The sequence below is a fragment of the Paenibacillus psychroresistens genome (assembly GCF_009728935.1).
Taxonomy (GTDB): domain Bacteria; phylum Bacillota; class Bacilli; order Paenibacillales; family NBRC-103111; genus Paenibacillus_AC; species Paenibacillus_AC psychroresistens.
Map to the genome: position 1 here is coordinate 2,194,332 of NZ_CP034235.1, position 20,568 is coordinate 2,214,899.

The 20,568-nt window shown below is 40.2% G+C and carries 16 protein-coding genes and 1 pseudogene; 16 read left to right on the forward strand and 1 reads right to left on the reverse strand.

The window, feature by feature from the left end:
- The first annotated feature begins 5 nt into the window (after positions 1–5).
- From EHS13_RS37155 to EHS13_RS36715, 11 genes and pseudogenes are all read left to right on the forward strand, one after another.
- Entirely contained in the window at positions 6–128 is a 123-nt protein-coding gene (locus EHS13_RS37155; protein WP_264373578.1) for a hypothetical protein, read from the forward strand.
- Positions 118–384: a hypothetical protein gene (locus EHS13_RS09825; RefSeq protein WP_155700168.1), complete on the forward strand. Its 267-nt coding sequence runs from the start codon at positions 118–120 to the stop codon at positions 382–384. The genes EHS13_RS37155 and EHS13_RS09825 overlap by 11 nt, the downstream gene beginning before the upstream one ends.
- A gap of 24 nt (positions 385–408) precedes the next feature.
- A pseudogene (locus EHS13_RS37500) lies at positions 409–924 on the forward strand (family 16 glycoside hydrolase); the annotation flags it as partial.
- A 3-nt stretch (positions 925–927) separates the two neighbouring features.
- Complete coding sequence (locus EHS13_RS37505) at positions 928–1,335, forward strand: discoidin domain-containing protein (protein WP_405083578.1); 408 nt, start codon at positions 928–930, stop codon at positions 1,333–1,335.
- Between the two features lie 293 nt (positions 1,336–1,628).
- Positions 1,629–3,386: a sensor histidine kinase gene (locus EHS13_RS09835; protein ID WP_155700170.1), complete on the forward strand. Its 1,758-nt coding sequence runs from the start codon at positions 1,629–1,631 to the stop codon at positions 3,384–3,386.
- Positions 3,383–5,044: a response regulator transcription factor gene (locus tag EHS13_RS09840; RefSeq protein ID WP_155700171.1), complete on the forward strand. Its 1,662-nt coding sequence runs from the start codon at positions 3,383–3,385 to the stop codon at positions 5,042–5,044. Before EHS13_RS09835 ends, EHS13_RS09840 begins: the two co-directional genes overlap by 4 nt.
- A 126-nt stretch (positions 5,045–5,170) precedes the next feature.
- On the forward strand, positions 5,171–6,853 hold the full coding sequence (locus EHS13_RS09845) for an extracellular solute-binding protein (RefSeq protein ID WP_155700172.1): 1,683 nt from the start codon (positions 5,171–5,173) through the stop codon (positions 6,851–6,853).
- Between the two features lie 77 nt (positions 6,854–6,930).
- Positions 6,931–7,830 carry an ABC transporter permease gene (locus EHS13_RS09850; protein ID WP_155700173.1) on the forward strand — a complete coding sequence of 300 codons (900 nt, stop codon included), beginning with the start codon at positions 6,931–6,933 and terminating at the stop codon, positions 7,828–7,830.
- 20 nt (positions 7,831–7,850) lie between these two features.
- Positions 7,851–8,735, forward strand: a complete 885-nt coding sequence (locus EHS13_RS09855) for a carbohydrate ABC transporter permease (RefSeq protein ID WP_155700174.1) — start codon at positions 7,851–7,853, stop codon at positions 8,733–8,735.
- A gap of 14 nt (positions 8,736–8,749) precedes the next feature.
- A complete protein-coding gene (locus EHS13_RS09860; protein WP_155700175.1) occupies positions 8,750–11,467 on the forward strand; it encodes an alpha-L-rhamnosidase in 2,718 nt (905 codons plus the stop codon).
- A 213-nt stretch (positions 11,468–11,680) separates the two neighbouring features.
- Positions 11,681–11,920 carry an ABC transporter permease family protein gene (locus EHS13_RS36715; RefSeq protein ID WP_155700176.1) on the forward strand — a complete coding sequence of 80 codons (240 nt, stop codon included), beginning with the start codon at positions 11,681–11,683 and terminating at the stop codon, positions 11,918–11,920.
- 37 nt (positions 11,921–11,957) lie between these two features.
- On the opposite strand, the gene EHS13_RS09870 is transcribed toward EHS13_RS36715, so the two are convergent.
- Positions 11,958–12,809, reverse strand: a complete 852-nt coding sequence (locus EHS13_RS09870; RefSeq protein ID WP_155700177.1) for a helix-turn-helix domain-containing protein — start codon at positions 12,807–12,809, stop codon at positions 11,958–11,960.
- Between the two features lie 143 nt (positions 12,810–12,952).
- Here EHS13_RS09870 and EHS13_RS09875 point away from each other — a divergent pair, with 143 nt between their 5' ends.
- The 5 genes from EHS13_RS09875 to EHS13_RS09895 all read left to right on the forward strand — a co-directional run bounded on the left by EHS13_RS09875 (position 12,953) and on the right by EHS13_RS09895 (position 20,530).
- Positions 12,953–14,431, forward strand: a complete 1,479-nt coding sequence (locus EHS13_RS09875; protein WP_155700178.1) for an alpha-L-fucosidase — start codon at positions 12,953–12,955, stop codon at positions 14,429–14,431.
- Positions 14,432–14,470: 39 nt separating this feature from the next.
- Entirely contained in the window at positions 14,471–16,024 is a 1,554-nt protein-coding gene (locus tag EHS13_RS09880) for a glycoside hydrolase family 43 protein (protein ID WP_227013873.1), read from the forward strand.
- A 201-nt stretch (positions 16,025–16,225) separates the two neighbouring features.
- Positions 16,226–18,406 (forward strand): helix-turn-helix domain-containing protein, encoded by a 2,181-nt coding sequence (locus EHS13_RS09885; RefSeq protein ID WP_155700180.1) that lies wholly within the window; start codon positions 16,226–16,228, stop codon positions 18,404–18,406.
- Between the two features lie 350 nt (positions 18,407–18,756).
- Complete coding sequence (locus EHS13_RS09890; protein ID WP_155705288.1) at positions 18,757–19,611, forward strand: ABC transporter permease; 855 nt, start codon at positions 18,757–18,759, stop codon at positions 19,609–19,611.
- Between the two features lie 25 nt (positions 19,612–19,636).
- Positions 19,637–20,530 (forward strand): carbohydrate ABC transporter permease, encoded by an 894-nt coding sequence (locus EHS13_RS09895; RefSeq protein ID WP_155700181.1) that lies wholly within the window; start codon positions 19,637–19,639, stop codon positions 20,528–20,530.
- Positions 20,531–20,568 lie beyond the last annotated feature (38 nt).

Consider the following 20,568-nt stretch of genomic DNA (forward strand, 5'->3'; position numbering starts at 1 on the left):
AAGATTTGGCGGCTTCTTTAAATCCAACGGCGATTAACATCGGAATTGCAGGCGGAGCAGCTATAGGCGGATTAGTTGCCGATCATAGCGGATTGATTTATATTCCAATAGCGGGCGATGACCTTTAACCTTTCCGGAGGTCTATCCACAGGTATTATTCATGTTTGGAAATCTAATAGCACAACTCAATTTATTCAGCAATCAGATATAACACCAATAAATGGTTCTTTTACAATCAATCTGGATGCTAATTCTATTTACTCTATAACGACAACAACAGGTCAGCATAAAGGAGCTGCCGTAGACCCGATTCTGGCTTTAAACTCTTTCCCAAGTCCCTATACCAACAATTTTGAGAATTATTTAGTCGGTGTAACACCTTGATATACACAGGATGAACAAGGAGCATTCGAGGTCGTCAATCGTTACGGCGGAGGCGGGAAAGCTTTACGTCAAGTAATCAACGGACCTCTAATCGAGTGGGATGTATGGAGCAGCTTCAAGCCTAATCTTAGCTCGTACACAGAGTTTGGAGATTTGCAGTGGAAGGATTTCGATTATAACTCTGATGTGTTGATTGAAAATTCAGGAATGGTATCCATTATTGGGCGAATCAGTGATAAAGGAAGAGTCAAACAGCAGGAAAGCTTACAGAAGGGTTATAAACTGGTAGTAGATAGCAGTGGCAATTGGAGTCTTCGCATAGGCGATCCTATTACCCCGGCAGCTAGTGAAATCGTGTTGGCTTCTGGAGCTGTCCCTTTCACGGCAAACACCTGGCACAACTTGAAGCTTAGCTTTACAGGCTCTAATATTAAAGCTTTTATCGACAACGCTCAGGTAGCTTCGGTTACCGACACGACTTATACAAAAGGCATGGTTGCCTTAGGCAGCGGCTGGAATTATGCGCAATATGATAATATTTCTGTGAAGGAAGCAGCTAAACCTAATCTTGCTTTAAATAAACCAGCTACTGCTGATAGTGAAGAAACCTCCAAATCACATGAAGCTGTAAAAGGAAATGATGGCAGTACTTCTACCCGTTGGACGGCAGCCAATGCAAGCTTAAACCATTGGTGGAAGGTAGATTTGGGCAGTTTAACCAGCTTGACAGGCAGCGAGGTAAATTGGGAGCATAACAATGTGTACAAATATAAGGTGGAAATATCTGCGGATAATTCAAGCTGGACAACGGTCGTCGATAAGACTGCAAATCCGCTCTCCCAGCAAGTCCAAAGAGATAATTTTACGGCCAACGGCAGATATGTGCGAATAACGGTAACCGGCTTATCAGCAGGAGAATGGGCCAGCTTTTACGAATTCAAGGTATTCTAACAGGATTGATATTCTCCATGGACGTTAGGTTACGATAGAAATGATACCTCAATAAACTAAACCCAGTCTGACACAATACTTTTGTGTTCTGGCTGGGCTTATATTATTTGAGTTGACTCATTCTATTTCATAAATGAAACGAAAGGTGAATGATGGTATTCGGGTATTTGGATCGATTGATTATAGGATCACTATGCTTTTGATCCAAAATTGTTTACAATATGTTTTCATAATCAGTAATTAGTTTAATTATAAGAGGGAAATATACTAACAGAAAGGAGCGACTGGAGAGAATGTTAAAGAAGCTATCTATATATCCGAAGCTTGTGATTTCCTTTCTTTTAGTCATCGTACCAATTTATACGCTAAGTCTTGCAATTAATCAATTTGGAAAAAATAGTGTAAGGGAGCAGATCACGCTCTCAATGAAGTCTCAGGTTCACTATTATTTAGATTCGTTTGAAGCCGAAATCCAACAGATTACGAAGCGGAAAAAAGAATATATGTTTGATGATGATTTGCAAAATTTAAGTGCGCTAGCACCCATTATGACTGAATTTGATAGAAGAGTTGCTATCCAAAGGCTGCAGAAAAAGATATCCCTTTTCAAGGAATCGAGCCGGTTTTTGGAAAGCGCAAAGCTCTATATACCGCTGATTGGTAAAACACTTTATCCCAACAGCTTTTCGGAAAGCATGAGCAATGATGAGCTGCAAGAGTTGATCGTAGAATCGAGTCCGCAGGCGTATCCTTCTGCTTTCTTCTATTCAAACGAACATTACATTATCAGCCAGCTTTACCCTGATCCTCTGCTGCCTCAACAAAGGCCGGTTTTTGCTTTAAAGTTGGAGCTGTCTAAGGATTCTATTCAAAAAACCTTGCAGGAAATTACAAAATATACCCAAGGCGAGGCAATTCTATTTAATGCCCGACAAAATTGGGAAATATCTGATTCCATCGACTCCATTGCGGGTACAGAAAATACAAGGGATTTTATACGTTCTATACCGTTGAATTCCACTGATAATAATCAAGGGACGATAAACTGGAAGGGTAAATCCTATTTGGTTACTTCGGAATATTCGCATATCTTGGGAATTACACTTTTGGTGACAGTGCCGGAGGATAAAGTTCTCGGACCATTAAATAAATATAATAAATGGCTTTGGCTTTTATCTGCTTTATCGGCATTCGTTGTTGTGGTATTTTCTTTTTGGATTTATCGTCTAATACAGCAGCCGCTGAAAAGACTTGTTATTGCTTTTCGGAGAGTAGAGCAAGGCAATCTAAAATTTAAAATCCATCATATAAACGAAGATGAGTTTCATTATTTGTATGAGCAGTTCAATCACATGTCGGATCAGCTGAAAAAACTAATTGATGAAGTATATGAGCAGCAGATTCGCAGTCAGCGATCGGAGCTTAAGCAGCTGCAGTCGCAAATTAATCCGCACTTTCTTTATAACAGTTTCTTCTCGATGAAAAGCTTGTTGCAGTATCAAAATACAGAGACCGCACTGAAGATGGCGGATTATTTAGGAGAGTATTTTCAGTTTATTACACGCAATGGGTCCAATGAAGTTACTTTAGAAGCGGAAGTTAAACACGCCTATATCTATCTGGAAATTCAGATGATTCGTTTCTCCAGGCGAGTAACGGCAGTGTATGAGGAGCTGCCTGAAATGTACCTTAACCTATTGGTACCTCGCCTTATTTTACAACCGATGATCGAAAATGCATTTAATTACGGTTTAAAGGATAAGGTCAAAGACGGTCGAGTTGAAATTCGGATTGCTGCCACTGAGGACAATCTTGTGATATCCGTCGAGGATAATGGCGATATACTGGATGAGGAATCTTTAAGGGAAATGAAGTCTTTGCTGGCATCCTCTAATGATGCAATGGAAACCACTGGATTGGTTAATGTCCACCGGCGCTTAAAAATAAAGTTCGGTGCAGACTCGGGTCTTTCCGTCTCGAGGAGTGAATTAGGCGGTTTAAAAATAGAATTGATAATCCAAGGATTCAAGAAAAGCGGGGGATACGCATGATTCGTATGTTAATAGTAGATGATGAAGAGATTATTGTGGACGGACTGGTCCAAATGTTTACTGAAGTCAGTCATTTAAGCTTGGAACTGCATAAAGCATATTCTGCTTTTGAGGCGTTAGAATGTCTGCAAAAAGTCAAAATTGATCTTGTGCTTACGGACATTCAAATGCCGGGTATGACGGGTTTAAAACTGCAGAAGGAAATTCTCAATCACTGGCCGCGATGCAAGGTTATATTCCTCACAGGCTTTAATGATTTCACCTATGCCCAGGAGGCCATTAGAAACAAGGGCTTCGATTACTTGTTAAAGACGGAAGGAAATCAAACCATTATCCGCACGGTTGAAAAAGCGATTGATAGCTTCACAAACGATCTGGAAACGGACAGGCTTATTCATAAAGCGAAGCAGCAAATGACTCATGCTCTGCCCCATTTACGCAAGGAATTTCTTCTAAATATTATTCAGGATGATCAGCGAAGCTTGCAAATTCTGCATAAGCAGATTGGTGAACTGAACATACCTCTACAGGAAAATTGTCCTGTGCTTCTAATCGCGGGAAGGGTAGATCGTTGGGAAGAGGATTATAGTCCATCGGATCAGATGCTGTTGCTATATGCGATACAGAATATTGCTGAAGAGTACCTCTCTCAATCTCTACAAGTGGTATCCATCGATTATGAGCGTTCGCGTCTACTTTGGTTTATTCAACCTAAACGGACATCGGAAGAAGCTTTCGATGAAGATAAAATCTGGAAATGGCTGCAACGGTTCGTTCAAGGAACTATGGAAGAAATTCAAAATACAACCAAACAAATTCTTAAGATAAAGGTATCCTTTGCCTTGGCGGCAGAGGCTGTTCCCTTTTCGAAGCTATCGGAGAAGTTCGAATCTTTACAATTTCTCTTTAGCAAGGGATTAGGTCTCGGAGAGGAATTACTGCTAGTTGAAGATACGAATGTCTCTGAAGGCTTACATGTGCAAATGGCAGATGTACAGCTAAGAACGAAGATGAGAAAGCTGGATGGGCTGAAGACTAATCTGGAAAGCGGACAGCAGGAAGAGTTCTTTCAAATTTACACAGAGATTATGACCCTCGATTTGGAACGGGTTCCGAATATGGAAAGATATCAGCTTCAGATCTATCATTCTCTGGTCTCCATTTTTATCACTTTTTTAAATGAATCATGGTCGGAATCGGAAATGGGTAGAAAAATCGACTTAAGTAAATTAACGCAAATGGGAAGTCATGACTCATGGAATGAAACTATCCAATATTTTGCTGATATGGCAAAAGTTGTTTTTATGGAAAGGTTGTCCGGTATGCATGAAATCGAAGGGCATTTGACCAAGCAAATTAAGCTGTATGTAGGGCAGAATTTATCCGGCGATTTATCCCTCACCCGGCTAGGCGAAGTGGTCATGCACAACCCAACTTATTTGTCGCGTCTATTCAAAAAGAATACTGGTGATAGCCTATCCGACTATATAACAAATGCCCGTTTGAATAAAGCGAAGGAACTGCTAATCGAAACCAATTTGAAAACCAATGATATTGCGTTGGCCCTCGGATTTGAGCATACTCAGCATTTTTATCGGTTTTTTAAAAGATGGACCCATATCACACCACAAGAATATAGAGAGCACATGAACAAGTAAATCAGTAAGGAAGTATTGAAATGGGAGCGAAAGTAAAGACGTGGTAGTAGAAAGTTGAAAGACGCACATCTTATAATATAGGAAGGGAAGATGATCTTCTTACATCAATTATAGGGGGAACGCAATATGAAAAGGAAAAGATTAAAATCATCGTTATTTATTGGGGTGCTGGCTATGTCCATTGTAGCTACTGGCTGTTCTACGAAAAATCCGGGTGAAGCTACCAATACGACTGATCCCGCTGTGTCGGCAACCAATAATAAACCTGTAGACCCTTTAGCCAAATATGACCCACCCATTGAGGTGACAATAGCAAGAGCTATCGATGCCGATTTAACATTCAAGGATGGAGAGTCTATCGATAACAATATTTGGACTAAAGCGATGGAGGACGAGCTGGGTATTAAGCAGAAAACAACTTGGTCTGTTAAAGGATCGGCTGATGAATATAATCAAAAATTAAGCGTTTCCATAGCAGCCGGCAATTTGCCTGATATGTTTTTGACTGATGCGATTAAGCTCAAGCAATTGGCTGATGCAGGCCAATTGGAAGATCTTACAGAGCTTTACAATCAATATGCAACTCCTTTTACAAAAGAGATATTAGGTCAAGATGGCGGTATGGCTTTGAAATCAGCAACCTTTGGCGGGAAGCTATTGGCAATACCCAATACGGATAGTGCTGCGGATACGGTGCCGTTAATGTTTATTCGTACGGATTGGTTAAAGAATCTAAATCTGACTGAGCCGAAAACTATGGATGATGTGTTAAAAATATCTGAAGCCTTTACCAAGAAGGATCCAGATGCAAATAAGAAAAGCGATACGTTCGGATTGGCTCTAAGCAAGGAATTATTTGGCGGTACGGGTGGAATTGTAGGCTTCGCAAACAGCTATCATGCTTATCCCAATACATGGGTTCCCGAAGCTTCTGGTAAATTGGTTTACGGCAATATTCAACCTGAGATGAAATCAGCGCTTGCCAAGCTTCAGGAATTGTACAATGATAAGCAAATTGATCCTGAGTTTGGGATCAAAGATGGCAATAAAGAGGCAGAGTTAACTGCCGGAGGCAAAATAGGAATGTTCTTTGGCGCCATGTGGACACCCTTGTTCCCATTGCAGGGCGGCAAGGATAAAGATCCGAATATGCAGTGGGGTGCCTATAAGATAATATCGGTTGACGATAAACCGGCTCTTGTTCAAGCTTCGTTCCCAGTAAGTCGATATTATGCCGTAAAGAAAGGTGCTAAACATCCTGAAGCGTTAATTAAGATCTTGAATCTTTACTCTGAAAAAATGTGGGGAGAAAAAGCCGAATATGAAAAGTACGGGATTGCAAAAGATGGAACACCCGTATTTAAATATTACTTTTCAAACTATTGGCCTGCGAGAAAAAATGTAGATATACAAACAAAGATTAAAGAGGCCTTGAGAACGAAGGATACAAGCAAATTAAATGCGGAGCAGCTTGTGAATTACCGGCAGGTCTTCGACAATTTGAATAAGAAAAGTACGAAGGACTGGGGCTACGAAAGAGTATTTGGCCCAGAGAATGATACTTCCTTTGCTGTAATTAATGAATATTTAAATAACAAGTCTATTCTAAATGCAGGCTTCTATGGTGCTCCAACTCCAACGATGGGAGAAAAACAAGCAACCTTGGATAAACTAGTTGTGGAGACATTTACTAAAATAATCATGGGTTCTGCACCTATTGATGACTTTGATAAATTTGTTTCCAACTGGAAAAGCTCTGGCGGGGACGAAATAACAAAAGAAGTTAACGATTGGAATGCTTCTAAATAGCAGAAGAGGAAGAGCGGTAAAGTCGGCTTGAAATTTGCTTTACCGCTCTCTAACCCTAACAGAATGGAGAAGAGGCTATGCTGAACAGTAGAATAAAACGGCAGTTCCCATTGCACTTGATGATTCTACCTGGATTCTTGCTCGTATTTATTTTTTCGTATATCCCCATATTGGGCAACGTCATTGCTTTTCAAAAATTTACTCCAACCGGGGGGTTTTTCAATTCCGCTTGGATTGGCTGGGGTAATTTTCATTATGTTTTTAGTTTGCCTGATTTTAATCAGGTGCTATGGAATACGGTATTTATTGCTTTAATGAAAATCGTGGCTGGACTGGTTGTTCCGATCACTATATCTCTATTGCTGAATGAAGTAAGTAAAGTATTCATTAAACGGGGTATTCAAACCTTGATTTATCTTCCTCACTTTTTATCCTGGATTATTCTTGGAGGGATAATGATTGATATTTTATCACCCTCTCAAGGGATCGTGAATCAGTTTCTGGGGTTATTGGGTATCGATCCTATCTTGTTTTTGGGAAATATCAAATGGTTTCCATTTGTGCTTGTGATCTCAGATGTGTGGAAGGAATTTGGTTTTAGCACCATTGTATTTCTAGCAGCATTAACAGCGATAAATCCGTCTCTTTATGAGGCAGCCAATATAGATGGCGCTAACCGATGGAAGCAAACTTGGCATATTACCTTGCCGGGGATGCTGCCGATCATCATTTTAATGGCGACATTGAGTTTAGGGAATGTATTAAATGCCGGCTTCGATCAAGTATTTAATTTATATAGTCCTTCCGTTTATCAAAGCGGTGATATTATGGATACCTTAATTTACCGAATCGGCATGTTGGATGCCCAATACGGCGTTTCAACGGCAATTGGATTTTTCAAATCAATTATTTCTCTCCTATTTATTTCGGTTTCCTATTGGTTGGCTTATCGTTTTGCCAATTACCGTATCTTTTAACCAAAGGATTGTGATAGCTTATGCATACATTGACTTGGGGTAGAAAGATATTCCATACTGCAAACTATTTATTTTTAATTGTTCTCTCCTTATTGTGTATTTTTCCGTTGGTTCATGTACTGTCCGTTTCTCTAAGCTCTAGCGGTGCGGTGACATCGGGTATGGTTAAATTTTGGCCTGTTGATTTCAATATTAAATCCTATCAATTTATCTTAAATACACCGGACTTTATTCATGCTTTAAGTATAACTGCAAAAAGAGTCATTCTGGGGACTTTAGTGAATATGGTATTGGCTGTTTTAATTGCTTATCCTTTATCCAAGGAATCCAGAGCTTTTATGTTTCGGACCTTTTATGCATGGTATTTTGTATTTACTATTTTATTTAGTGGAGGTCTGATTCCCTGGTATATGACGATTCGCTATACTGGGCTGCTGGATTCAGTCTGGGCACTAGTTCTTCCCGGCGCTGTGCCTGTGTTCAATGTGATTCTACTGCTTAATTTTTTTAGAGCATTGCCTAAAGAACTAGAGGAGTCATCTTTTATAGATGGAGCTGGTTATGTAACCGTTTTATGGAAAATTTATATCCCCTTGTCTTTGCCTGCCCTCGCGACTATTTCATTATTTACCGTCGTTGGCCATTGGAATGCTTGGTTTGATGGGCTTATTCTAATGAATACACCCGAACACTATCCTTTGTCCAGCTATCTTCAATCTGTTCTCTTCAATATTAATATGACTTTGGTAAGTAGTAGCAGCTCTCTGCAATCGCTGTCTGAAGTTTCAGATCAAACGGTCAAAGCAGCACAAATTTTCCTGGGTTCACTTCCAATTTTAATGATATATCCTTTTTTACAAAGATTTTTTGTCAAAGGAATAGTGCTTGGTAGTGTAAAGGAATAAGGGGAGGATATTGTATGGTGAGTCCAATTCAAGTCGTAGATTTAAGAGTTGAGAAGGCGGAAAATTCATTAGGATTAGAAGTCATTCAACCAGCCTTTAGCTGGAAGTTTCAAACGGATTCGGTAAGCCGTGGTTTACATCAGATAAGCTACCGAATCCTTGTCGCGGATTGTCCGGAATTGCTGGAGCAAGAAACGGCGAACATGTGGAACACGGGGCTAGTGGTGTCCGGTGAACATACGGCAGTCATTTACCAGGGTGCCCCACTTCTTGCGGGACGAAGATATTATTGGAGGGTGCAGATGGGTGACAGCACCGGTCATATTAGTGAATGGAGCAGCACCGCCTCTTGGGGCATGGGGATGCTTAATAAAACCGATTGGCATGCCGATTGGATCGGACTTACGGAATCTCTTGCAATAGCTTGGACACCGGAAGGAGGCACGCCTGGTGTGGGTCCGTTGCCGATTTTTCGTCATGAATTCATGCTGGACAGCCCAGTAGAACGTGCAACTGCCTATATATGTGGATTAGGTCAGTTCGAGCTTCGCATGAATGGGAACAATGTAAGTCAGCATGTTTTGGAGCCTGGATGGACCGATTATGATGAAACATCTCTCTATTGCACCTATGATGTCACAGACCGGTTAACTGAAGGGCAGAATGCAATTGGTATTATGCTTGGCAATGGATTCTATAATGTAAAGGGTACACGCTATGTAAAATACCAAGGCAGCTTCGGCCTCCCGAAGGTCATTATGCAGTTGGAGATTGAGCTTGTGAACGGTCAAAAGGTTCGTGTTTCTAGCGGAAGTGATTGGCTTATCGCCCCGGGACCTATCGTGTTCTCTTGCATTTATGGCGGAGAGGATTACGATGCTAGGCTCGATTTATTTGGCTGGGATCAACCCAATTTCATCGTAACTGATTCATGGACGCCAGCGGATCTTGTTGAACCGACCAAAGGCAAGCTACGCAGCTATCCTATACCGCCTAATAAGGTAATGAAAACTTATACAGTTAAGGATATCAAGGAACCGTCTCCAGGCATATTTGTCTACGATTTGGGTGTTAATTTTTCCGGCAGACCGAGTATTCGCGTAAAGGGAGTAAGCGGCGCTACTATCAAGCTGCTGCCGGGAGAAGTGCTGGATGAGCAGGGGCATGTTTATCAGGAATGGACGGGGTCACCAAATTCTTTTTCATATACATTGAAAGGGGAAGGAGAAGAATCGTGGCATCCGAGGTTTAGCTATCATGGATTTAGATATATTCAGGTTGAAGGCGCCGTTCCGTTTCGGGAGTCTGATTCTGGTCTAACATTACCACCGGTAATGCTGGAGCTTTTTGGTGAAATGATATATCCCGACTTGAAGGAAGCTGGAAGCTTCGAGTGCTCTAGGGCAGATTGGAACGGAATCCATGCTATTATTTTGCAGGCAGTGCTGAGCAATATCAAAAGTGTGTTAACCGACTGCCCGCATCGAGAGAAGCTGGGCTGGCTTGAGGAGCATCATCTAATGGGTCCATCCATTTGGTACAATTACGATTTATCGGCTCTTCTTCCAAAAATGTTCATGGACATGCATGAAGCGCAGCTTGAGAATGGGCTTATACCGGATATCGCACCGGAATATACTGTATTCTCAGATGGGTTTCGCGATTCGCCAGAATGGGGAAGCGCCTATGTCATCACGCCTTGGTTTTATTACAATTGGTATGGACAGGATCTCCGCATATTGTCAAGACATTATGACTCAATGAAGCGGTATGTAAATTATTTAGCCTCCAAAGCGCCAGATTATATAATCCGTCATGGCTTAGGCGATTGGGGAAATGTATGGCAGAATACGGATGGGAAGGATCGAACTCCTATCGGGATAACAGCCACAGCAACCTTTTATTATGATTGCATAATTTTGTCCCATATTGCCCACTTGCTTGGTAAAGAGCAGGATGTACTGGGATATAGGAAACTAGCAATAGCTGTGAAAGAGGCATTCAACCGTGAATGGTTTAATGATGAGCAGAAAAGCTATGGCTCTGGATCCCAAACATCATTTGCCATGCCGCTCTCACTTGGAGTTACGACTCTAGAAACTACTCAAGCCGCACTGGAAGGACTTATCAGTGAACTGAAGAAGCGAGGGTACGTCATCACTAGTGGAGAAATCGGTCATCGCAATGTTCTTACAGCGCTGGCCCGGTTTAATCGATCGGATGTCATTCAGAAAATGCTTGAGCAAACCAATAAGCCTTATTATCGCTATCAAGTTGCACATGGAGCTACAAGCCTGGCTGAATATTGGGATGGACCCACGATTGGCCATTCGCAGAATCACTTTATGATGGGACATATTGAAGAATGGTTTTACTCCGCTCTTGCTGGGATTCAAATTGATTATGACGGCACAAGAGAGCATCCGATCACAATTAAACCATATCTCGCTCAAGGAATTGATTGGGTAAAGGCATCTCATAGTTTACCACAAGGAAGTTTAGATGTTCAATGGTGCCAGAAGCCAAATGGATGGCTGGAATTGACTGTGGATATCCCAATATCAGCTTATATTGTAATTTGCATTCCGACAACGGATGTAGGAAGTGTAACTGAGAGCGGCAGTCAGCTTGCCTTGGTATCTGGAATTAAGCTAATCAATGAGAAAGATGGATGTGTGAACGTTAGGGCAGGATCGGGCAAATATACATTCCGTTCTTATGTTCAAGGATAAAGCGAGATTTTGCAGATTGTTGAAGAAGCCTAATTCTTATTCGTCATGTTTAGTGAAAAATGAAGATGGAGTAGGTTAGGTACCAAAAATATAAAAGATCGCATTCCAAACCATCTTGGCCAAATGGTGCGATCTTCTTCATATTTTGGCATTCAGCTGTGAGCATTTGCTATATTCTATGCAGTAGCCTATTGGAACACATTCTTTACGGCTGTGCTTTATATCAATGATACTGCAAAGTGGCCCTTGCAAATATTCTTGCAAAATTTGTTGAGCGACTCTTCAACAGCGCTTGGTGTAGATTCATTTGTTGATCTTAATATGCGGAACATACCGCCTGAAACGAAGAAAATGGCCTCAATAATCTTATCAACAATCCTGATTCTCATGGTTTATCCGTTCCTTCAAAAGTACTTTGCCAAAGGTACTATGGTAGGTTCTGTGAAGGAATGATAATATAATTAAATCGAAACAGGGAGGAAAAAAATACCTAGTAAAAAGAAATGGCTGCTTCCGCTGTATTAATTTCTTTATAGGTAGTTGGAGAGAAGCCTGTTTGAGCCTTGAAAAGCTTGGATAAATAAAAGATATCAGAGACTCCGACCTTAACACCAATTTCGGATAAGGAGAGGTTTGTAGAATTGAGGAGCCGTTTAGCCTCCTCAATTCTTTTTTTATTAATATATTGAATGGGGGTTGTCCCCATATTCTTTTTGAAGAGCCGTATAAAATAATTAGGGTGTAGATATGAAATAGCTGCAAGCTTATTAATCGTTAGGTTATGGTGGAAATTTCTATTGATATAATTCAGTGTTGTATTAAGAATTCCAATTGTCTCGGAATTAGGACTGTTGAAGGTTGCTAAAACGGAATGCTCTAAATAATAAGATATTAATCTCAAGAGAGCAGATTTTAGCAGTAACGAAGCAGAGAGAGCTGAGCTTGATTGGTGAAGGAGCAGCTCGCGAAAGATACTCTCTAAAAGTACAAAGTCTGTAGTCTCCATTAAATAAGGCATTTGAATTAAATCAAAAAGATTCAAATTGCCAATTTTAGCCGTGAAATGGCACCAATACTTAGTATAGACGTCATCATTGATTAAGGAATAGGATTGCTCAATTCCCTCAGGCATCAAAATCATTTGCTTTGACTTGGGATAGAACTCAGAATCACCAATTTTGATCCAGCCATCTCCATCACAAATCAAATAGAACTTATTATAATTCGGGATATAATCGATTTCTCTCCAGTCCATCAACACTCTATTGTAACCAATAGCATTAACGTCAACTTGAAGGTTGGATAGATAGCTTTTGATTAAATGCTGCTTAGCAATATCCATTTTTCAACACCTTAATAAGAAGTTTATTTTATACAAAACAAGGTTAGCATTGTATATTCAAATGATAACATAGAAGTGCTACGATTATCATGCTTCATTTGAGGAGATCATATGAGCGCATATAATGGAAGAGGTGAATTGGGATGGCATATACCCACATTACTAAAGGTCCGTTTAAACCCTCGTTTGAATCATTAAATCAGTTTGAATGTCCAGAATGGTTTCGAAATGCAAAGCTTGGAATCTGGTCGCATTGGGGTCCCCAATCGGTACCTATGTATGGAGATTGGTACGCTCGTGGAATGTATCTGGAAGGAACGGAATTCTACCGCTATCATACACGTTATTATGGGCATCCGTCTCACTTTGGCTTCAAAGATATTGTACAGTTGTGGAAGGCGGAGCACTTCGATCCGGAAAGCTTGATGGATTTATACGTTAAAGCAGGTGCCAAGTATTTCGTCGCTCAAGCCATGCATCACGATAACTTTTTTAATTATGATTCAAAGATTCATAAATGGAATTCGGTTAATATAGGACCTCAGAAAGATATTGTAGGTCTTTGGAAGGCAGCGGCTGTCAAACGAGGCTTGCCTTTTGGCATTACAGAGCATTTAGGGGCAACGTTTAGCTGGCTGAGCGTGGCTAAGGGTAAGGATAAAGCGGGCCCATTTGCCGGACTGCCCTATGATGGAAACGACCCTACTTTTGAGGATTTCTATCTCCCTAATCACGAGCATTATGATTCTACAAGGAGAATGTACGATTTAGAACCATGGTACAGTACTAACCCATTATGGCATCAGAAGTGGTTTGATGTGGTAAAGGAGATTATTGATCTCTATCAGCCTGATCTTTTGTATTCCGATGGTCCATTGCCTTTTGGCACCGATAAAAGCGTACATGGTGATGGTTCCTATGAGGCGGGACTTAATGCAGTAGCCCATCTTTATAATACGAGCGCAGTTAATCACGGAGGGGTCAATCAAGCGGTTTATAACCAGAAGGATAGGCGCCAGGAGATTTTCTCAATTGGCGTATTGGATATTGAGCGCAGTCAAGAAGCGAGTATTAAACCACAGGTTTGGCAGACGGATACTTGTGTTGGTCACTGGTTTTATGATGTACGCAGCGAGTATAAGAAACCAGGCCACGTTATTGAAATACTGGTTGACATTATATCGAAAAACGGCAACCTTTTATTGAATCTTCCTCAAAAGCCAGATGGTACACTAGATGATGAATGTACTTTTATTCTAACGGAAATGGCCAAATGGAATAAAGTTTGTGGAGAAGGAGTTTATGGCACACGTCCCTTCCGTATTGCTGTTGAGGGTCCTGCTAGTGTTGTCATTGATGGGTTTAAAGAGGAAGCCGTGTATTGGACGTATGCAGATTTTCGCTTCACCCAAAAAGGAAATATTTTATATGCTTTTCAAATGCGTTGGCCAGATAACAACAGAGCTGTTATTCATTCTCTTACAACTGCTGAGAAAGTAAAATCCGTACGGCTTTTGGGTTTTGGCGAAGTTCAGTTCGAACAGCCATATGGAACACTCGTGGTAAGTCTGCCTGATCATCAGCCTACAAAGTATGTGAATTGCTTAGCTATTGAACTTTAATAAATAAGCGAATTATCAACATTTAATGGGGGAAGCAGCATGCATAATGCAATGGAACTATCAAAATCCGGTTTATGGGGAGATCAAGGAGATGGCACCTATATCAATCCTATTCTGCCAGGAGATTATAGCGATCCTGATGTTATTGGAGTTGGCAGTGATTATTACTGCATTTCCTCTACCTTTCATTTATCTCCAGGAATGATTGTTATGCATTCCAAAGATCTTGTGAATTGGAGCAGTATCGGGCATGTCGTGGATGACATAACTCAGATTAGCCCGAAGCTGAATTATGATAAAATGAACCACCACGGCAGAGGAATTTGGGCGGGGGCAATTCGTTTCCACAATGGCAAGTTTTGGGTGTATTTCTGTACACCTGATGAGGGTTTTTTTATGAGTACGGCAACAAACCCTGAGGGGCCATGGGAACCATTGCAGCACATATGGGATGTAGCTGGTTGGGATGATTGCTGCCCATTCTGGGATGACGATGGACAAGGCTACTTAGCTACCACTCATTTTGCAGATAACTATCAGATGCATCTGATTAAGATGAGTAACGATGGCAAACAACTATTAATGGAGAGCGATGTTATTTTTCATCAATATAAAGGCAGTGAAGCAAGCAAGCTTTATAAAATAAACGAGCTTTATTATTTTTTCCATAGTGAGATTAGGGTTGAATCAGGTAATGAGGTGAGAGTTGTTATGATGCTGCGAGCTTCCAGCCTATATGGCCCCTATGAAGAAAAGGAAATTCTGCATACGCATGGTGAGGAATTGGATCGGGAGCCTAATCAAGGGGGATTAGTGCAAGCTCCAACGGGTGAATGGTTGTTTATTACCCACCATGGATCATGTGGATATTTGGAAGGAAGAACTTTGAGTTTATTGCCTGTAACTTGGATGGATGGTTGGCCTATTATTGGAGAAGACATTGATGGTGACGGCATTGGCGAAATGGTTTGGGGAGGGAAAAAACCGATAGCAGGCTACCCGATTGTACTTCCTAATCAAAGCGACGATTTTAAACATCCCAAGCTCAAGCATCATTGGGAGTGGAGTCATCAGCCAAGATCAGACAAATGGTCGTTAACGGAAAGACCAGGATTTTTAAGGCTGCATGCTTGTATTCCTCTGGAGATTGGGAATTTTTTTACGGTTTGTAATGTGCTGACTCAAAGAGCAATGAAAACCGCTAAAAGCGAAGTCATTGTCAAAATAGATCTAACCGGCATGGAAGATGGACAGGAAGCGGGCATATGCCATATGGGAACCCAATATTGTACTTTAGGAGTTTGCCAGCAAGGCAGTATAAAGCGTTTAAAATACAATGATACAGGGACGTGTTCTGACGGACCCATAATAGAAGGTTCATTCTTATGGTTGAAGTCTTCTTGGAATCTTGATGGGATCCATACTTATGCATATAGCTTAAACGGGGAGGATTTCCAAGATTTTGGCGGACAGTATCAGTTAAACTGGGGATTCTATAGAGGGGATCGAGTAGGCTTATATTGCTATAATGAAAAAACCGAAAAAGGATATTTGGATGTAGAGTGGTTTCAATATCATTATCTAAGTAACTGAAAATGTATTTAAGCTTTAAGAAAGTAAGGCTATTGAGTAACCATTATGTACGAGTATGTATTTCGTTTGGATTCCACTCGACATACATATTCTCCGCTAAGGTTTCTTAAAGGCCTTTTTGGCATAGAAATATGAATTCCAAACCTCTGAATAATTGAAAACGCTATCAAAATACTATGAGTTAATAGGGGGACAAAAAATATGTCCATTTTTTCTAAAATATCGAGAAGATTTCTAATTTCATACATCATTATTCTAATCATTCCTAATATCACAGGTTATATTTCTTATCGGGTTTCGATTGATGCTGCCAAGGCTAGTTCAATTGAAGCCAGCTTAATGCTGTTAAAGCAAAGTAAAGAAGTATTAGAGCGTCGAATGGCTGAGGTAGAAGGCTTTACCAGGCAGCTGTCCATAAATCAGGATATGATCAAACTTATTAATGAAAGAATGCAAGGAAATCTTTATAACGTTTATGGTTTGTGGAAAAACGCAAGAGATATGATCTCCTATAGCCAGACAAATGACTTTTTGGAGAATTTCTATATTTATCTAAATAATTACAATGTTATCCTCGCACAAGGCTCTGCATTTTATCGATTGGAGCATTACTACGAGCTTTATCATTATAATAATCTTAGCTTTAATGAATGGGAAAAAACATTTCTGCATCAAAGTCATCATAGTGAAATTTATCAGCTTAGCCCATTCACGAGAAGAACGGAACAAACCTCTGTTATTACCTTTATCCAATCACTGCCATTGGATAGCTTTAATAATCCACAGGCTACCGTAGTGATCGTAATAGATGAGAAGAAAATAAGCAGCTTTCTGGGAAGCATTTCGGATCAGTATAATGGGTGGGCTCACATTACGGATAGCAAGGGAAATACATTGCTCCAAACAGGCATTGACGATACGCAGTTTAAGGCTCTTTCCCTCAGCCAATTAGAAAAAGGCTCCGAATCTAGTGAACAACGCAATAATACTATAATAATCTCTATACGCTCTGAAAAGAATGGTTGGCTATATACAGCGGGCATACCTAAACAAACCCTGATGAAAAAGGCCAATACAATTAAGCATATTACTTGGAGCTTAACTGCTGTTGAATTATTGGTTGGATTATTAATTGGCTTCTTGCTTGCTTATCGGAATAGTGCTCCGTTAAAACAATTGGAGAATGATTTGAAACGGCAAATCCCGCTTCTAAGAGATGCATTCGTTAAACGGCTTATCGCTAGTGAATTCCAATCTACTCAAGAAATAATGGCAATCGCTGCTCAGACCAAGGTTGGTTTAATAGGGGATTTTGGAAATGTCGGCATTGTGCAAATAAATGGATATGGGGGGATTGATAGTAAGGAAATCCTCAATGAATTAAGCGTAGCCCGTCTGGTTGTGAAAAAAATGCTGGAGGAAATCGATAACAGTCAGATGATGACTAATCTGGGTTCTGATCAGATCGTCATTCTGTTTACTTCCTCAAGTGAGTTGGATGATTTATGGCAAAGAAAGGTTGAGCAAATATTGGAGCGGCTTACATTTATAGCTGATAGAGATTATCGGATGTCTATAACAGTAGCTATGGGCTCTATGTATCAATCTCTTTTTGATATTAGCCGCTCGTTCGATGAAGCTAAGCAAGCTATAGAGTATGCGATTTTTACAAATAAGGACGGGACGATTTGGTATCAGAATATTACCAAGGAAACCGTTATGTACTATTATCCTATCGAATTGGAGCAGCGTTTACAGAATACTATTAAAGTCGGTGATTTCGAAGAGGTTAAACGAATTATAACGAACATTTTTCATTTGAATTTTGAAGTAAGGGAACTCTCGTTAGACATGAAAAATCAGCTCATAGGGGAGCTAAAGGGGACAATGCTGAAGCTTCTCGATCAAAAAACCTTTCAAGATTCTGAGTTAACCTGGGTAATAAAAAGTGAAATCGTTCAAATTCTACCGACGGATGGAATTGAACAGTTCAAAATCGATATGGAGAAGGCAATCGAGAAGCTGTGCAACTTGATTGTGAAGCGAAAGCATGAGCAATATAACGAAACTATAGATAAAATTAAGCGATATATCGAAGAAATGTATATGGATCCTGAATTGTCGCTTTTTCGAATAGCTGAGCAGGTAGGCAAACAGGAGAAATATATTTCGCAATTCTATAAAGAACAAACAGGAGATAACTTATCGGATTATTTAGAAAAATTAAGAATTTCTAAAGCATCGGAATTGTTAACAGAAAAGAGGTTGACGATCGATGAAATTGCTTTGAGTGTTGGCTATCATAGCTCCCATTCCTTTAGAAGAGCTTTTAAACGTATTTTAGGTATACTGCCAAGTACTTACAGGCAATCTGATGAGTAAAACAGTATGAAACCAGGAAATACCACAATTCCACAGAAAAGATATGTCCGTTTTACGGTCATATCTTTTTGTAGATGGAAAAAGGCACTTTTAAGGATAATTGTACCTAGTTAAAAACAAGAGAAAAGCACCTTTAATTTGAAATGTACCTATACTCCATGCAGGAGTAATCCTATAATCAGAAATTGTAAGCGCGAACAAATCGCTATGAAGTAGAAATGGCAGGGGTGGTTACTTTGGATACGATTATTGAAACGAAACACGAAGTTAAGAGAAGGAGTGGAAAATCATCTAATCTGCGAGCAATTGCGAGGAAGAGCTTTAAACGACATTGGCAGCTATATTTGCTTATAATCCCACCAGTAATTTTCTTTCTTGTTTTTAAATATATTCCGATGTTCAATGCAGTACTTGCATTTAAGGACTACAACGTGATTAAGGGGATATGGGGCAGCCCCTGGGTCGGTACCCGATATTTTAAATTGTTTTTCGAGAATCCGGCTTTTTCCACTTTGATTAAGAATACCCTTCTTATTTCTTTGTTTCAGTTAGCCATTGGCTTTCCTATTCCCATTCTGCTGGCAATTGCACTTAATGAAATCAAAAGCAGACGCTTTAAACGTACCGTTCAAATGGTAACCTATGCACCCTATTTTATATCGACCGTCGTCATGGTCTCCGTCATCATACTGTTCCTTTCCCCACGTCTAGGGATTATCAATACAATTATGAACTCGTTGGGAATCGATTCAATTAATTTTCTAGGAGTTTCAAGCATGTTTCGCTCGATTTATGTGTTTTCAGACATTTGGCAAACAGCCGGATACTCAGCTGTTATCTATTTGGCGGCTCTCTCAGGTGTGGATCCTTCTTTATATGAAGCGGCAAAAGTGGATGGAGCCTCCCGTATTCAAAAAATATTAAATGTTGATCTTCCTGGTCTGATGCCTGCAGCCATAATAATTCTGATTCTTAGTGTAGGGAGTATCATGGCGATAGGTTTTGAGAAAATTTATTTGCTGCAAAACCCGTTAAATCTGGCAACATCAGAAATCATTTCAACTTACGTTTATAAAATCGGGTTGCTTAATGCAAATTATAGCTTTGCAAGCGCTGTAGGATTATTCAATTCCATGATTAATCTCATTCTTCTGCTTATGGTTAACACATTGGCAAAACGATTTTCCAATAACAGTTTATGGTAGAAGACATCTTAAGGAGGAAATCCGAATGAAGCAGAAACAAACTATTCAGGAATCGTTCGGAGATCGAATATTCCTTGTGCTGGTTTATGTATTTTTAACCCTTATCTTGCTAGTTGTCTTATATCCGCTAATTTATATCGTGAGTTCATCATTTAGCAGCGCGGCTGCCGTTTCATCTGGGCGAGTATGGCTGTGGCCAGTTGATATATCCCTGAAAGGATATTCTACCGTGTTACGAAATTCGCAAGTCATCAGCGGATATGGAAATTCGTTATTCTATACTAGCATAGGAACACTGATTAGCGTCACGTTAACCATCATGATCGCTTACCCTTTATCCAAAAAAACATTTTTCGGCAGAAAAGGTTTAATGATTTTCATTACATTTACAATGCTTTTCTCAGGTGGGCTGATCCCAACTTATCTTGTAGTAAAGACATTAGGGTTGATCGACACTCGTTGGGCACTTCTGCTTCCGAATGCAATCTGGGTCTGGCAGGTTATTATCGCGCGGACTTTTTTTCAATCATCAATTCCGGATGAGTTATCTGAAGCGAGTGAGATGGATGGATGCAGCGACTTTCGATTTATATTCAGTATCATTCTCCCGCTTTCCAAGCCAATTATCGCAGTATTAGCTTTAATGTATGCCGTTGGACAATGGAACGCATACTTTGATTCTTTGATTTATTTAAAATCGCAGGGATTATACCCGCTCCAGCTGATCCTGAGGAGCATTCTAATTCTCAACAATGGCACCGGTAGTGTGGATGCAGGGAAAATAGTCGAAAGACAACAGATGGTTAATCTTATGAAATATTCACTTATTGTGGTGGCAAGCTTACCTGTACTTATCATCTATCCTTTCGTTCAACGTTATTTTGTGCAAGGGATGATGATTGGATCAGTTAAAGGCTAATAGTTACCGCTATAAAAGGGGGGATCTATATGTAAGAT